Origin of the sequence: Streptomyces sp. NPDC051662, from assembly GCF_040681655.1 — a bacterium.
Lineage (GTDB): Bacteria > Actinomycetota > Actinomycetes > Streptomycetales > Streptomycetaceae > Streptomyces.
Genome location: NZ_JBFAZD010000005.1, coordinates 300,775 through 315,688, shown reverse-complemented (window position 1 = coordinate 315,688; position 14,914 = coordinate 300,775). Strand labels below are relative to the sequence as shown.

General features: G+C 69.6%; 12 protein-coding genes. 4 read left to right on the top strand and 8 right to left on the bottom strand.

What is annotated here, in order from left to right; all coding sequences use genetic code 11:
* Positions 1-139: 139 nt before the first annotated feature.
* Positions 140-2,338, top strand: a complete 2,199-nt coding sequence (locus AB0M67_RS11440; RefSeq protein WP_365744974.1) for an AAA family ATPase — start codon at positions 140-142, stop codon at positions 2,336-2,338.
* Between the two features lie 18 nt (positions 2,339-2,356).
* On the opposite strand, the gene rpsD is transcribed toward AB0M67_RS11440, so the two are convergent.
* On the bottom strand, positions 2,357-2,971 hold the full coding sequence (gene rpsD, locus AB0M67_RS11435; protein WP_030355486.1) for a 30S ribosomal protein S4: 615 nt from the start codon (positions 2,969-2,971) through the stop codon (positions 2,357-2,359).
* A 176-nt stretch (positions 2,972-3,147) separates the two neighbouring features.
* Between rpsD and AB0M67_RS11430 the strand changes: the two genes are divergently transcribed.
* Entirely contained in the window at positions 3,148-3,873 is a 726-nt protein-coding gene (locus AB0M67_RS11430; protein WP_365744972.1) for a DUF2470 domain-containing protein, read from the top strand.
* Positions 3,874-3,878: 5 nt separating this feature from the next.
* Here AB0M67_RS11430 and AB0M67_RS11425 read toward each other — a convergent pair whose 3' ends face one another.
* The 4 genes from AB0M67_RS11425 to AB0M67_RS11410 all read right to left on the bottom strand — a co-directional run bounded on the left by AB0M67_RS11425 (position 3,879) and on the right by AB0M67_RS11410 (position 8,092).
* Positions 3,879-5,234, bottom strand: a complete 1,356-nt coding sequence (locus tag AB0M67_RS11425; protein ID WP_365744970.1) for a replication-associated recombination protein A — start codon at positions 5,232-5,234, stop codon at positions 3,879-3,881.
* Between the two features lie 68 nt (positions 5,235-5,302).
* Complete coding sequence (locus AB0M67_RS11420) at positions 5,303-5,941, bottom strand: vitamin K epoxide reductase family protein (RefSeq protein ID WP_365744968.1); 639 nt, start codon at positions 5,939-5,941, stop codon at positions 5,303-5,305.
* 152 nt (positions 5,942-6,093) lie between these two features.
* Complete coding sequence (hisS, locus tag AB0M67_RS11415; protein ID WP_365744966.1) at positions 6,094-7,356, bottom strand: histidine--tRNA ligase; 1,263 nt, start codon at positions 7,354-7,356, stop codon at positions 6,094-6,096.
* A gap of 13 nt (positions 7,357-7,369) precedes the next feature.
* Positions 7,370-8,092: an MBL fold metallo-hydrolase gene (locus tag AB0M67_RS11410; protein WP_365744964.1), complete on the bottom strand. Its 723-nt coding sequence runs from the start codon at positions 8,090-8,092 to the stop codon at positions 7,370-7,372.
* A gap of 177 nt (positions 8,093-8,269) precedes the next feature.
* On the opposite strand from AB0M67_RS11410, the gene AB0M67_RS11405 reads away from it, so the two are divergent.
* Positions 8,270-9,067, top strand: coding sequence for a peptidylprolyl isomerase (locus AB0M67_RS11405; protein ID WP_365744962.1), 798 nt, complete (start codon positions 8,270-8,272; stop codon positions 9,065-9,067).
* A gap of 150 nt (positions 9,068-9,217) precedes the next feature.
* On the top strand, positions 9,218-10,447 hold the full coding sequence (locus AB0M67_RS11400; protein ID WP_365744960.1) for a DUF349 domain-containing protein: 1,230 nt from the start codon (positions 9,218-9,220) through the stop codon (positions 10,445-10,447).
* Between the two features lie 81 nt (positions 10,448-10,528).
* Here the strand turns inward: AB0M67_RS11400 and AB0M67_RS11395 are convergent, their stop codons facing one another.
* The 3 genes from AB0M67_RS11395 to secF all read right to left on the bottom strand — a co-directional run bounded on the left by AB0M67_RS11395 (position 10,529) and on the right by secF (position 14,913).
* Positions 10,529-13,084 carry a bifunctional (p)ppGpp synthetase/guanosine-3',5'-bis(diphosphate) 3'-pyrophosphohydrolase gene (locus AB0M67_RS11395; RefSeq protein WP_365744958.1) on the bottom strand — a complete coding sequence of 852 codons (2,556 nt, stop codon included), beginning with the start codon at positions 13,082-13,084 and terminating at the stop codon, positions 10,529-10,531.
* 159 nt (positions 13,085-13,243) lie between these two features.
* A complete protein-coding gene (locus AB0M67_RS11390) occupies positions 13,244-13,789 on the bottom strand; it encodes an adenine phosphoribosyltransferase (RefSeq protein ID WP_365744956.1) in 546 nt (181 codons plus the stop codon).
* Positions 13,786-14,913 carry a protein translocase subunit SecF gene (gene secF / locus AB0M67_RS11385; protein WP_365744954.1) on the bottom strand — a complete coding sequence of 376 codons (1,128 nt, stop codon included), beginning with the start codon at positions 14,911-14,913 and terminating at the stop codon, positions 13,786-13,788. Before secF ends, AB0M67_RS11390 begins: the two co-directional genes overlap by 4 nt.
* Position 14,914: the final 1 nt, after the last annotated feature.

Genomic DNA, 14,914 nt, shown 5'->3' with positions numbered 1-14,914 from the left:
TCTGGAAAGCGACTGGAAAGTCGTCCTCCGACCCTATCGCGCCGGGGGTCGCGTCCCGTACCGCATTAACGACGCCCAGGGTGGCGTTCAGCGAGAAAGATTGTACGGAGTGCGGCCAGTTGAGTACTCTGCGTGTCCCATGCGACGCCCCTTTCGCTCCGGCCCTCCGTCGGCCGTGCCCGCCCCGGCTCCGGGCAATCTCCCCGCTGAGCTGAACCGCTTCGTGGGGCGCGCCGACGAGCTGGCCGCTCTGACACGGCATCTCGGGCAGTCCCGGCTGGTCACGGTGGTGGGGGTGGGCGGAGTCGGCAAGACCCGGCTGGCGCTGAAGGCGGCCGACGCGCTGAAGAAACGCTACTGCGATGGCATCTGGCTCGTCGAACTCTCCGCGCTCCGCGACCCCGAACTCCTCGAACACGCGCTGGTGGAGGCGCTCGGACTGACGGACCACAGCAGCAGGCCCACGCGCCGGGTGCTCGCCGGTCATCTCGCCACCCGTCAACTGCTGCTGGTCATCGACGGGTTCGAGCAGCTTGTCGACGCCTGCGCCACGCTCGTACGGGAACTGCTGCTCAGGGCACCGGAGTTACGGGTGCTCGCGGTCGGCAGACGCCCGCTCCGGGTGGACGGTGAGCTCACCTTCTCCCTCACCCCGATGACGGAGACGGACGCGATCCGGCTCTTCACGGAACGGGCCGCCGCCGTATCGCCCGGCCCTCGGCCGGCCGACGCCCCATCCGCCGCGGTACAGGAGCTGTGCCGGCGCCTCGACGGGATCCCGCTCGCACTGGAACTGGCGGCCGGACGGCTCCATGTCCTCTCCGTCGAGCAGATCCTCGACCGCGTCGGGGACCGCTTCCGGGTGCTCACCGACGGCAGACGGGGCGCACCGCCGCGCCATCAGACACTCAGGACCGCGATCGGCTGGAGCCACGAGCTGTGCACCCCGGCCGAACGGCTGCTGTGGGCACGGCTGTCGGTCTTCGCCGGACCGTTCGATCTGGAGGCGGCCGAGTATGTGTGCGGCGGACCGGAACTGCCGGACGAAGAGGTCCTGGACGTCCTCGCCGAGCTGATCTCGCAGTCCCTCGTCGTCCGCGAGGAGAGCCCGGCGGGTACGCGCTACCGGATGCTGGACACCGTCAGGGCGTACGGCGCCGAGTGGCTGGAGGCCCTGGAGGACACCGACCGGATGCGCCGGCGGCACCGCGACTGGTACATGGGGCTGGCGACCTGGTACGAGCTGGACTGGTTCAGCCCGCGCCAGTCCGATGTGGCGGCCGGTACGGAGAGCGCGCTGCCCAATCTGCGCGCGGCGCTCGAACTGTGTCTGGAGAGTCCCGAAGAAGCGCATCTGGGCCAGCATCTGGCGGGCACGCTCTGGTTCTACTGGGCGGGATGCGGCCGACTGACCGAAGGGCGGCACTGGCTGGTCCGGGCCCTCGCACTGGACACCCCGTACGACGAGTCACGGCTCAAGGCCCTGTGGGTACTCGGCTATGTGGCGGTTCTCCAGGGGGACAGCACGGCCGCGGTGGGCGCCCTGCACGAGTGCCGGGAGGAGGCCGCCCGTACCGGCAACGCGCTGGCGCGCGCCTATGCCGTGCACCGGCTGGGCTGTCAGGCGCTGCTCACCGATGACATGCCGCGCGCCGAACGGCTGTTGCGCTCGGCGCTCGACGCGTACCGGGAACTCGGCGAGCTGAACAGCAATGTGCTGATGGGCCAGGTCGAGCTGGCCATGTCGCTGATCTTCCAGGGCGATCTGGAGGGGGCCGTCGCCCTGTGTGCGGAGGTCCGCGAGATCTGCGAGGACAGCGGTGAGCGCTGGACCCGGGCGTACGCGCTGTATGTGCTGGCCTACGGGGCCTGGACGCGCGACGCGCACGCCGAGGCGCGCGCGCTGGTCACGGAGTCGATCACCATCCACCATGGGTTCAACGATCTGGTGGGTCTGGTGCTGTCCGTCGAACTGATAGCGCTGGTGACGGCGAGCGAGGGCGATCCGGCGGAGGCCGCGGTGCTCCAGGGGGCCGCGAACCGGCTGTGGGAGTCGGTCGGTCCGAAGCTGTTCGACTCCGGTTTCTTCGGTGCGCCGCGCGCGCTGTGCGAGCGGCGCGCGAGCGAGGCGCTGGGTACGGAGCGGTACGCGGCGTACGAGGACGAAGGGCTCGGGCTGTCGATGAGCGCGGCGGTGGAGCGGGCGCTCACCGAGCGGCGGCCGGCCGCCGCGCCGCCGCATCAACCGGAGGCGTCCCGGCGGCGGGCCCGGAGAACGCGGAAGCCCGCCGGCTCCCCCACCGCACGGGGCGGGGAAGCGGCGGGCCGAGACGCCTGAAGCCGGGTGGTGTCCGGGTCAGCGGGCGTAGTACTCGACGACCAGCTGCTCGTCGCAGATGACCGGGATCTCCTTGCGCTGCGGGTCACGGTCCAGGCGGAACGCCAGGGCCTTCAGGTTGACCTGCAGGTAGCGCGGGGTCTCGCCGTCGGTGTCGTAGCCACCCTCGCGCGCGACCTGGAAGGGGACCTTCTCGCGGCTGCGCTCGCGGACCATCACGACGTCGTCGGGACGGACACGGAACGACGGCTTGTCGACCTTGCCACCGTTGACCTCGATGTGGCCGTGCACGACCATCTGGCGGGCCTGGTAGATGGTGCGGGCGATACCCGACCGCAGGACGAGCGCGTCGAGGCGGCGCTCCAGCTCGACGACCAGGGCCTCGCCCGTCTTGCCCTCGGCCTTGCGGGCGCGGTCGTAGGCGCGGGCCATCTGGCGCTCGCTGATGTCGTACTGGGCGCGCAGGCGCTGCTTCTCCAGCAGACGGACCTTGTAGTCACTGTTCTGCTTGCGTCCACGGCCGTGCTCGCCCGGCGGGTAGGGACGGGCCTCGAAGTACTTGACGGCCTTCGGCGTCAGCGCGATACCGAGCGCGCGAGACTTCTTGACCTTGGGACGCGACTGGTTAGGCACGTTCTCCAGACCTCCGTTGTAGGTTAGGTTAGGCTCACCTTACTTAAGGAGATCGCATGTCTCGCCCTGGGAACACCACGCGCATCACAGACAGCCTCGGCGCACAGAGCGACGATTCGACGGAGGTCCGATCAGCTCATGGTCAGCCGCGTCCCAGCGGGCTTGAAATCGATCGGATGCCGTCAGCAGCCGAGCGCACACGAACTCTCGTACAGAGTACATGCTCGGCAGTACTGATCATTCCGGGCCTGGACGGGGCCAAGCCCTACCAGCTGATGCCCGACACCCGGAGCGTCGGACCGGACGGTGAGGTGTTCCTCGCGTTCCCCGCCGACTCCCCCGCCGTGCGCGCCGCGACCCACGCGCAGGACGACGAGCTGACCGCGGTGCTGGAGATCACGGACGTCGCGCCCGTGTCCGTACCCCACCGTATCCGGGGACGGGCCTGGCTCTCCGGCTGGCTCACCCGCGCACCGGGCGGGGCGGAGCCCGGGCTGATGACGCTGCGTCTGGAGGTCGGCGAGGCGTGTGTGGACGATCTCTGGGGCGCGGAAACGGTGGAGCCGGAGGACTTCGCGACGGCCGCGGCCGATCCGCTGGTGGAGCACGAGGCGGAGTTGCTCCAGCATCTGCACTCCGCCCACAGCGCGGAGGTCCAGTCGCTGCGCGGGCTGCTCGGCGAGCGGGCCGGGGACTCCTCGGCGGCCGGGACCGCCACCGGAACCATCGCCGGGACGCCCGGAACCGTCGCCGTACCTGTCGCGCTCGACCGCTTCGGGCTACGGGTGCGCTTCACCGGAGTGCGGTGCTTCGACGCCCGCTTCGACTTCCCCGAACCGGTGCGGAACGTCAACGAGCTGCGGTACGCGATGCACACGCTCTTCGACGCGGCCGCCGGATAGCCGGCTCAGGCGCCGTCCCCGCGCAGCCGCTCGCGCACCTTGTCGACCACATCGGCGTAGCGCGCCTCCGCGCCGTACCGCGTGGGCTCGTAGTAACGCCTGCCCCGCACCTCGTCCGGGAGGTACTGCTGGGCCGCGATCGCGCCCGGCACATCGTGCGGATAGATATAGCCCTGGGCATGGCCGAGCTTGGCCGCGCCCTTGTAGTGGCCGTCGCGCAGATGCGCGGGGACCGGCCCCGCCAGCCCCTTCTTCACATCCTCCAGGGCGGCGGAGATGGCGGTCGTGGCCGCGTTCGACTTGGGGGCCAGCGCCAGCGCGATGGTGGCATGGCTCAGGGTGAGAGCGGCCTCCGGGAAACCGATCATGGCCACGGCCTGGGCGGCGGCGACCGCTATCGGCAGGGCGGTCGGATCGGCCAGACCGATGTCCTCGCTCGCCGAGATCATCAGCCGTCTGGCGATGAACCGGGGGTCCTCCCCCGCCTCGATCATCCGGGCCAGATAGTGCAGCGCCGCGTCCACGTCGGAGCCCCGGATGGATTTGATGAGCGCGCTCGCCACGTCGTAGTGCTGATCGCCCTCACGGTCGTAGGCCACCGCCGCCCGGTCGACGGTCTCCTCCACGGTCCTGAGGCTGATCTCCTTCTCGCTCTTGTCGATCGCCGCGCCGGCCGCCGCCTCCAGCGCCGTCAGCGCGCGCCGGGCGTCGCCGCCCGCGATCCGCAGCAGATGCGCTTCGGCGTCGTCGGGGAGCGTGACCGCGCCGCCGAGGCCGCGCTCCTCGGCGAGCGCCCGCCGCAGCAGAGCGCGCAGATCGTCGTCGGTGAGCGGCTCCAGCGTGAGCAGCAGGGAGCGCGAGAGCAGCGGGGAGATCACCGAGAAATACGGATTCTCGGTGGTGGCGGCGATGAGGGTGACCCAGCGGTTCTCGACTGCGGGCAGCAGGGAGTCCTGCTGGGCCTTGCTGAAGCGGTGGATCTCGTCGAGGAAGAGGACGGTCTCCTTGCCGAAGCCACCGGAGGCGCGGCGGGCCCCGTCGATGACGGCCCTGACCTCTTTGACGCCCGCGGTGATCGCGGACAGCTCGACGAACCGCTTGTTGGTCGCCTTGGAGACGACATACGCGAGGGTCGTCTTGCCCGTGCCCGGCGGGCCCCAGAGGATCACGGACGAAGGACCGGCGGGGCCGCCGTTGCCCTCACCCACCAGTCTCCGCAGCGGGGAACCCGGCTTCAGCAGATGACTCTGGCCGACGACTTCGTCGAGGACGCGCGGGCGCATCCGGACGGCCAGAGGGCTGCTGGACGGGTCCTTCTCCTGGCGGTCTTCCGCCGCTGCGGTAAAGAGGTCGGGCTCCACGCGTGAAGCCTATGCCAGACCACTGACAGCGCCGTCGCCGTCGGGGATCCGGCCCGCCTCCGGCGACCTCAGCCGGTCCAGAAGTCCCACCAGCGGGTCAGGATGAGCATCCCGATGATCCCGATGTGCAGCACCGGCAGCACCCACGTGAACTCGCTCAGGAAACCGCGCAGCCAGGACGGCGCGGGCAGTACGCCCCGGCGGATGTTGTGGGACGTCACGTACCAGAACATCAGGATCGTGGCGACCCAGGCCAGGCAGCACCACAGGCAGAGCGAGTTGATGGTGTACAGCGACTGGTACTGGAGCCAGGTGCAGAATCCGACCCCGAAGAGGGTGCCCGCGTTGAGCCCGAGCCAGAACCAGCGCCGGTAGCGGGCCCCGGCGAGCAGTCCGACCCCGATGAAGATCACCACGGCGTAGGTGACGAGTCCGAGCATCGGGTTCGGGAAGCCGAAGGCCGACGCCTGGTCGCTCTTCATGATGTTGCCGCAGGAGACCACCGGGTTCAGGCTGCAACCGGGGGTGAAGTTCGGGTCCTCCAGCAGCTTGAACTTGTCGAGAGTGATCACCCAGGCGGCCAGCAGCCCCGCCGCACCCGTGATGACCAGCAGGAGCGCGAACGCACGGCTGCCGCCGACCGTGCCCGTGGCCGTCCCCTCCTCCCGTTCCGAGGAGACGTCGTCCACCACTGCTCTCGTCATCATCGCTGTTCCCAACACTCAGGGAGTTCCCGTACCCAGGGACCCACGGGGCAGCCTCATTGTGCCGCACGGCCCCCGTGGCCCACCGTTCGCCCGGCATAAAGAGAGCGGGGCCCGGACGGTCTCCGCCCAGGCCCCGCACCGACTACGCGCGGTCAGCCGAGCCGCTGTGTCAGCTCCGTCACCAGGCCGTCGAGAGCCACCGCCGACTGCTCGCCGCTCTCCATGTCCTTGAGCTGCGCGACACCCTCCGCGAGATCGCGCTCGCCCGCGACGATCGTGAAGCGGGCACCGGACCTGTTGGCGTTCTTCATGGCGCCCTTGAGTCCCTTCGCGCCGTACGAGAAGTCCGCGGGGATCCCGGCCTTGCGCAGCTCGGTGACGACGGCGAACAGCCGCCGCCGCGCCTCCTCGCCGAGCGGCACCGCGAAGACACTGGTGGCGTTCGGGAGGTCGAGCTCGATCCCCTCGGCCTCCAGCGCCAGCACCGTACGGTCCACGCCGAGCGCCCAGCCGACCGACGGGAGGGCCGGGCCGCCGATCATCTCGGAGAGCCCGTCGTAACGGCCGCCGCCGCCCACCGCGGACTGCGCGCCGAGCCCGTCGTGGACGAACTCGAAGGTGGTCCTGGTGTAGTAGTCGAGACCGCGTACGAGCTTCTCGTCGTCCTCGTACGCCACCCCGGCGGCCGTCAGCAGCTCGCGCACTTCCTCGTGGTACGCCTTGCACGCGTCGCAGAGATAGTCGCGCAGCATCGGCGCCCCGACGAGCTGCTTCTGTACGTCGGCGCGCTTGTCGTCGAGCACCCGCAGCGGGTTGATCTCGATGCGCCGGCGCGTGTCCTCGTCCAGGTCGAGCCCGCGCAGGAAGCCCTGGAGCGCCTCGCGGTAGACGGGGCGGCACTCCTTGTCACCCAGCGAGTTGAGCAGGATACGGAAGTCGCGCAGCCCCAGGGAGCGGTACGCCTGGTCGGCCAGGATGATCAGTTCGGCGTCCAGCGCGGGGTCCTCCGTGCCGATCGCCTCCGCCCCGACCTGCGAGAAGTGACGGTAGCGGCCCTTCTGCGGGCGCTCGTAGCGGTAGTACGAGCCGGAGTACCAGAGCTTGACCGGCAGATTCCCGGCCTTGTGCAGATTGGCCTCCAGCGCGGCGCGCAGCACGGACGCGGTGCCTTCGGGGCGCAGCGCCAGCTTGTCGCCGCCCTTGGTCTCGAAGGCGTACATCTCCTTGGAGACGATGTCGGTGGACTCACCGACCCCGCGCGCGAACAGCTCGACGTTCTCGAAACCGGGCGTTTCGACATAGCCGTAGCCGGAGTTCCTCAGCGGCGCCGAGATGGCCTCGCGCACCGCGAGATAGACCGCCGAGGCGGGCGGGATCAGATCGTAGGTGCCCTTGGGGGCCTGGAAGGTGCTCATGGAGATCGGTGCTTCACATTCCTCGTCGCGGTGCGGCGGTCGGGCCGCTTCCGTGGCCGGCGGCCAGTTCCCTGAGATAGGGGTTGGTGGCGCGCTCGCGGCCGATGGTCGTCTGGGGGCCGTGTCCGGACAGCACCACGGTCGAATCGTCGAGCGGCAGGCACACCCGTGCCAGCGACTCCGTCATCTCGGCGTGGTCGCCGCCGGGCAGATCGGTGCGTCCGATGGAGCCGGCGAAGAGCAGGTCGCCCGAGAAGAGGACCGGCGGGACATCCGCGCCACCGACCGCCTCGGGCGTTCCGTACGTCACCGACCCCTTGGTATGGCCCGGCGCGTGCGCGACGGTGAACTCCAGGCCCGCCAGCGCCAGTTGCGCGCCGTCAGTCAGCTCCTTGACCTCGTCCGGCTCCCCCACGGTCAGCTCGCCCATCAGCGGCATCCCGATCGAGCGGCCGAGCGCCTTCTCGGGGTCGCTCATCATGTAACGGTCCGCGGGGTGGATCCATGCCGGTACGTCATGTGCCCCGCACACGGGGACGACCGAGGCGACATGGTCGATGTGTCCATGGGTCAGGATGACGGCGACGGGCTTGAGCCGGTGTTTGCGCACCGCGTCCTCAACACCCTGAGCGGCCTGGTGGCCCGGGTCGATGATCACGCACTCCTCGCCCGCGGCGGGGGCGACCAGATAGCAATTGGTCCCCCAGGCCCCGGCGGGGAACCCGGCAATGAGCACGATCGTCCTTATATGTCGTCCGTCGGGAGAATGCAGCAGTTCAGAGACTACCGGCGGTCCTCAATCCACAGCGAACCCATATCCACAGCGAACCCATATACCGTACGGGCTCGGGCCTGTCTGGCAGGCCCTGAAGCAGGCCGGACAGATCACACACAGATACGAGGAGTGGACCCGGTGGTCAACAGCGATCAGCGGCGGCGCCAGCTCGCCCGGGAGAAGTTCGAGCGGCAGCAGCAGCGCCGGACGGAGGCCCGGCAGAAGGCGAAGCGCCGCAATGTCATCATCGCGTCGGTGCTGGCCGTGGTGGTGCTCGCGGGAGCCGCGGCGTACGCCTCGGTCGGCCTGTCGGACGGCGACAGCAGCGACAAGGCCGCCAGTCCGGAATCGAGCGCCTCGGCCCCCGCCTCGCCCTCGCCGAGCGAGAGCAGCGAGCCCGAGCCGAAGATGACCATCGACAAGAACGCCACGTACACGATGGCGCTCAAGACGAGCCAGGGCGACATCTCCATCGCGATGGACGCCAAGAAGACACCGCACACGGTGAACTCGTTCAAGGCGCTCGCGGACAAGAAGTACTTCGACGACACGAAGTGTCACCGGCTGACCACCGAGGGCATCTTCGTGCTCCAGTGCGGCGATCCCAAGGGCGACGGCACCGGCGGTCCTGGCTACACGATCGAGGACGAGAATCTGACGGCTCTGGGCAAGGCGGGCGCCGACGGCTCGGTCACGTACCCGGCGGGGACGGTCGCGATGGCCAATACCGGCCAGCCGCACACCGGCGGCAGCCAGTTCTTCCTGGTCTACAAGGACACCAAACTCCCGCCCAGCTACACGCCGTTCGGGACCATGGACGACGCCGGTCTGAAGACGGTGGAAGCCGTGGCGAAGGCCGGAGTGGACGGCGGCACGGGCGACGGCGCCCCCAAGAAGACCGTCACCGTGGAGAAGGGCACGGTCGACAAGGCGTGACCCTGTGAATTTCGGCCGTGCTGAGTGCGGACAGCCGGGCGGCCGGTCGCCTAGATTGGCGTTGTGCAGGGCGGGCGCAGCCCGTCCCAGGAAACTGTGGATGATGCCCGGGGGCCACACCCCTCATGGACATCAGGTGGAGGAGGCGCTGTGAGCAGCGACCCGTGGGGCCGTGTCGATGAGACGGGCACCGTGTACGTGCGTACGGCCGACGGCGAACAGGTCGTCGGATCGTGGCAGGCTGGCTCTCCGGAGGAGGCTCTGGCCTATTTCGAGCGCAAGTACGAGGGCCTGGTTGTCGAGATCGGCCTCCTCGAACGGCGGGTGAAGACCACCGATCTGTCCTCGAAGGATGCGACGACGGCGATCGAGCATCTGCGTGGCCAGGTCGACGAGCACCACGCCGTGGGCGATCTCGAAGCGCTGCGCAAGCGGCTCGACGCACTGGTGGCGACGGTCGATTCGCGCCGTGAGGAGCGCAAGGCGCAGCGGGCGAAGCAGACCGACGAGGCGCGCCACGCCAAGGAGGCGCTGGTCACCGAGGCGGAGGAGCTGGCGCAGAGCGACCAGTGGCGGTCGGCCGGTGAGCGGCTGCGGGCGCTGGTGGACACCTGGAAGGGCCTGCCGAGGCTGGACCGGAAGTCCGACGACGAACTGTGGCACCGCTTCTCGCACGCCCGTTCCGCGTTCTCCAAGCGCCGCAAGGCCCACTTCGCCGCGCTCGACGCGCAGCGCGAGGACGCCCGTAAGGCCAAGGAGAAGCTGGTCGCGGAGGCCGAATCGCTGTCCGGCTCCACCGACTGGGGCGGTACGGCCGCCCGCTACCGCGAGCTGATGACCGAGTGGAAGGCGGCGGGCCGCGCCCAGCGCGAGGCCGAGGACGATCTGTGGAACCGCTTCCGCGGCGCCCAGGACGTCTTCTTCGCCGCGCGCGGGGAGGTCTTCGCCGAGCGGGACGCCGAGCAGACCGAGAACCTCAAGATCAAGGAGGATCTCGCGACCGAGGCCGAGCGGCTGATGCCGGTCACCGACCTCAAGGCGGCCAGGGCCGCGTTCCGGGCGCTCAACGAGCGCTGGGAGGCCGTCGGCCATGTACCGCGTGACGCCAGGCCCAAGGTCGAGGGCCGGATGCACGCGGTGGAGCGGGCGCTTCAGGAGTCCGAGGAGAACGAGTGGCGCCGGACGAACCCGGAGGCACGGGCGCGTGCCGCGGGTCTGACGGGTCAGCTCCAGGGCGCGGTGGACAAGCTGCGTACGCAGATCGACGCGGCGCGCGCGGCGGGCAACAACGCCAAGGCGGACAAGCTCGTCAAGGAGCTGGAGGGCCGGCAGGCCCTGCTGGACCAGGCCCTGAAGGGTCTCCAGGAGTTCGGCGGCTGACCTGACCGCTCGGCTCTCGTCCGACAAGCGAAGGGGCTCCCCGCGTCCACCGCGGGGAGCCCCTTCGCTGTCAGTCGCGGCTTACGGTCTGCGCGCGGAGGTGACCCGGTAGACGTCGTAGACGCCCTCCACGCCCCGTACCGCCTTCAGTACGTGTCCCAGGTGCTTCGGGTCGCCCATCTCGAAGGTGAAACGGGAGGTGGCGACCCGGTCGCGGGAGGTCTGGACGGCCGCGGACAGGATGTTCACATGCTGGTCGGACAGGACACGGGTGACATCCGACAGCAGCCGGGAGCGGTCCAGCGCCTCGACCTGGATGGCGACCAGGAAGACCGACGACTGGGTCGGCGCCCACTCGACTTCGAGGATCCGCTCGGGCTGCTGGGAGAGCGAGTCGACATTGACGCAGTCGGCGCGGTGCACCGAGACTCCACTGCCGCGCGTGACGAAGCCGATGATCGGGTCGCCCGGGACCGGCGTACAGCAGCGGGCGAGCTTGACCCAGACGTCCTCGACGCCCTTGACGACCACCCCGGGGTCGGCGTTGGCGCGGCGCTTGCCGCGGCCGTGCGAGGGCGGCGCGCTCTCGGCGATGTCCTCGTTGGCCGCCTCCTCGCCGCCGAGGGCCTGCACGAGCTTCTGTACGACGCCCTGCGCGGCCACATGGCCCTCGCCGATCGCCGCGTACAGGGACGAGATGTCGGGATAGCGCATCTCGTGCGCGAGCGTGACGAGCGAGTCGCCGGTGAGGATCCGCTGGATCGGCAGGTTCTGTTTGCGCATGGCCCGCGCGATGGCGTCCTTGCCCTGCTCGATCGCCTCGTCGCGGCGCTCCTTGGAGAACCAGGCGCGGATCTTGTTCCTGGCCCTCGGCGACTTGACGAAGCCGAGCCAGTCGCGCGAGGGGCCCGCCCCGGACGCCTTGGAGGTGAAGACCTCCACCAGATCGCCGTTGTCCAGCGTCGATTCGAGAGGTACGAGCCGCCCGTTGACCCGGGCTCCTATGGTGCGATGGCCGACTTCGGTGTGTACGGCGTACGCGAAGTCGACGGGGGTGGCACCGGCGGGCAGCGCTATGACATCGCCCTTGGGTGTGAAGACGAAGACCTCGTTGCGGGACAGGTCGAAGCGGAGCGACTCCAGGAACTCGCTGGGGTCCTCGGTCTCCTTCTGCCAGTCCAGCAGCTGGCGCAGCCACGCCATGTCGTTGACGGTGTCCTGGCCGGCGCCCTTGCCCGCGTTCCTGGGCACGTCCGTACGCACCTTGGAGGCGCCCGCGACGGCCTCCTGCTTGTACTTCCAGTGCGCGGCGATGCCGTACTCCGCGCGACGGTGCATGTCGAACGTACGGATCTGGAGCTCGACGGGCTTGCCGTTGGGTCCGATGACCGTCGTGTGCAGCGACTGGTACATGTTGAACTTGGGCATCGCGATGTAGTCCTTGAACCGGCCGGGGACCGGATTCCACCGCGCGTGGACGGTGCCGAGCGCCGCGTAGCAGTCACGGACGGTGTCGACGAGAACGCGAATGCCCACCAGGTCGTAGATCTCCGCGAAGTCCCGGCCGCGGACGATCATCTTCTGGTACACGCTGTAGTAGTGCTTCGGCCTGCCGGTGACGGTGGCCTTGATCCGGGCGGCGCGCAGATCCGACTGGACCTCGTCGGTCACTATGGCCAGATACTCGTCCCGCTTGGGGGCGCGCTCCGCGACGAGCCGGACGATCTCGTCGTACATCTTCGGGTAGAGGATCGCGAAGGCGAGGTCCTCCAGCTCCCACTTGATGGTGTTCATGCCCAGCCGATGGGCCAGGGGCGCGTAGATCTCCAGCGTCTCGCGGGCCTTCTTCTCCTGCTTCTCCCGCTTGAGATACCGCATGGTGCGCATGTTGTGCAGCCGGTCGGCGAGCTTGATGACCAGGACCCGCGGGTCCTTGGCCATGGCGACGACCATCTTGCGTACGGTCTCGGCCTGCGCCGCCTCACCGAACTTGACCTTGTCCAGCTTGGTGACGCCGTCGACGAGCAGCGCGACCTGGTCGCCGAAGTCGCGGCGCAGTGTGTCGAGCCCGTACTCGGTGTCCTCGACGGTGTCGTGCAGCAGACCCGCCATCAGAGTGGCCGGGTCCATGCCCAGCTCCGCGAGGATGGTCGTGACCGCGAGCGGATGGGTGATGTACGGGTCGCCGCTCTTGCGCTTCTGACCGCGGTGCCAGCGCTCGGCGACCTGGTAGGCGCGCTCGATCTGGCGGAGCGTGGCCGTCTCGATCTTCGGGTCGTTGCCCCGCACGGTCCGCAGCAGCGGTTCGAGCACCGGGTTGTACGGCGACGAGCGCTGCACCCCCAGCCGGGCGAGACGGGCCCGTACACGATTGGAGGACCCGCCGGAGCGCGGCGTGGCCGTGGGGCCGGGCTTGGGGGCGCTGACGGGCGTGGCGGGGCGCTCCGAGGGCGCGGCGGGCAGGGGTGCCGGGGTCGCCCCCGCGGGGCCCACGTCCGAGGTCTCCGCGGACGCGCGGGCGGCCTTCTCCTCCGCCGCGACCGCGGCCTTGTGCCGCGACACGGCTGATGCCGCCGCGGCCTGCTCGGCGGAGTGATCGGGCGTTGCGGCGGCCAGTGGCTGGACCTCTTCTGGCAAGGGCGCTCCTCGTGCGGATCCAGGTCCCCCGGTCAGGCCCGGAGGTTCCATCGTATCGACCTCGGGCGTACCTCTCGCCCCAGGATCCTGGAGCCCACAGAACGACGGACGGGCACCCGGTTGTTCCCGGGTGCCCGTCCGTATGGTTCGAAGAGCCGCTCAGAGCGAGATCAGAACCTCCAGCGGGGCCCCGCGCAGGGCGGGCTCCAGCCTGGCCCGGCCGCCCAGGAAACCCAGCTCCATCAGGACCGCGACGCCCACCACCTCGGCGCCGGCCCGCCGGACCAGCTCCAGCGAGGCCTCGGCCGTACCGCCGGTGGCCAGCACGTCGTCGATGACGAGAACCCGGTCGTCCTCGTCCAGGTCCTCCGCGTGGACCTCGATCTCCGCGGAGCCGTACTCCAGCTCGTACGCCTGCGACAGCGTCGCGCCGGGGAGCTTCCCGGCCTTGCGCACGGGGATGAAGCCGACGCCCGCCCGGACCGCCACGGGGGCCGCCAGGATGAAGCCGCGGGCCTCCAGGCCCACGATCTTCGTCGCGCCATGCCGCGCGCACAGCTCCGCGAGCGCGTCGGTCAGCGCCGCGAAGGCCTTCGGGTCGGCCAGCAGCGGAGTGATGTCCTTGAAGACCACGCCCGGCTTGGGGTAGTCCGCGACATCACGGATGCGGCTGAGAAGCAGCTCCCGCGTACTGGTGTCGGTCACCGACGCCTCCCCGAACCCGACGGGCGGCCTCGGCCGCCCCGGCCCCGCTGACCGGCGACAGCGGCCGCCGGCGCTGCTCCCGGAACCACGTCCTCCGGAGCGTCCTCCAGGGCATCGGCGCCGTCCGAGGGCCCCTCGGCGGGCTCACCCTTGGCGGCGGCGGAGGCCCGCTTGGCGAGCACCCGCTTCTTCAGCGCCTTGATCTGCGGGTCGCGTTCCTTGAGGTCGGCGACGAGCGGCGTGGCGATGAAGATCGAGGAGTACGCACCGGCGGCGAGGCCGACGAAGAGCGAGAGCGAGATGTCGTTCAGCATGCCGGCGCCGAGGAAACCGCCGCCGATGAAGAGCAGCCCGGCGACCGGCAGGAGCGCGACCACGGTGGTGTTGATGGAACGCACCAGCGTGCTGTTGATCGAGCGGTTGGCGATCTCGCTGTAGGTCCAGCGGGTCTGCTTGGTGATCCCGTTCGACCCCTCCTTGAGACTGTCGAAGACGACGACGGTGTCGTAGAGGGAGTAACCGAGGATGGTGAGCAGACCGATCACCGTACCCGGGGTGACCTCGAAGCCGACCAGTGCGTACACACCGACGGTGATGGTGAGGTCGTGGATCAGGGCGACCAGTGCCGCGACCGCCATGCGCCATTCGAAGGCGATGGCCAGATAGATCACCACCAGGACCATGAAGATCCCGAGGCCCGTCCAGGCCTTGTTGGCGATGGTCGCGCCCCAGCTCGGACCGACGAGTTCGGCGTTGATCTTCGCCTCGTCGACGTTCAGGTCCTTGGCGAGCTGCGTCCGCACGCTGTCGGCCTGCTTGGTGTCCAGTTCGGTGACCTGGATCCGCATACCGCCGTTGCCGAGCTTCTGGACGATCGCGTCGTGGCCGGAGGCCTCCTGGGCGTCCGTCCGGGCCTGCGTCACGGAGACGCTCGTGCTCGGGACGGTGAAGACGGCACCGCCCTTGAACTCGATGCCCATGTTGAGGCCGCGCACCATCACGCCCGCGATGGCCGCGATGGTGATCAGGATCGAGAGCGCGTACCAGAACTTGCGCTTCCCGATGAAGTCGTAGCCGACTTCGCCGCGGTAGAGCCGGGCGCCGAGTGCGCCGAGTCGCGACATC

What these genes read in the sequence shown, in the direction of transcription:
- secF (WP_365744954.1), bottom strand. Translation starts at nt 14,913, where the DNA reads ATGTCGCGACTCGGCGCACTCGGCGCCCGGCTCTACCGCGGCGAAGTC.
- AB0M67_RS11440 (WP_365744974.1), top strand. Translation starts at nt 140, where the DNA reads ATGCGACGCCCCTTTCGCTCCGGCCCTCCGTCGGCCGTGCCCGCCCCG.
- hisS (WP_365744966.1), bottom strand. Translation starts at nt 7,356, where the DNA reads ATGAGCACCTTCCAGGCCCCCAAGGGCACCTACGATCTGATCCCGCCC.
- AB0M67_RS11420 (WP_365744968.1), bottom strand. Translation starts at nt 5,941, where the DNA reads ATGATGACGAGAGCAGTGGTGGACGACGTCTCCTCGGAACGGGAGGAG.
- AB0M67_RS11430 (WP_365744972.1), top strand. Translation starts at nt 3,148, where the DNA reads ATGCCGTCAGCAGCCGAGCGCACACGAACTCTCGTACAGAGTACATGC.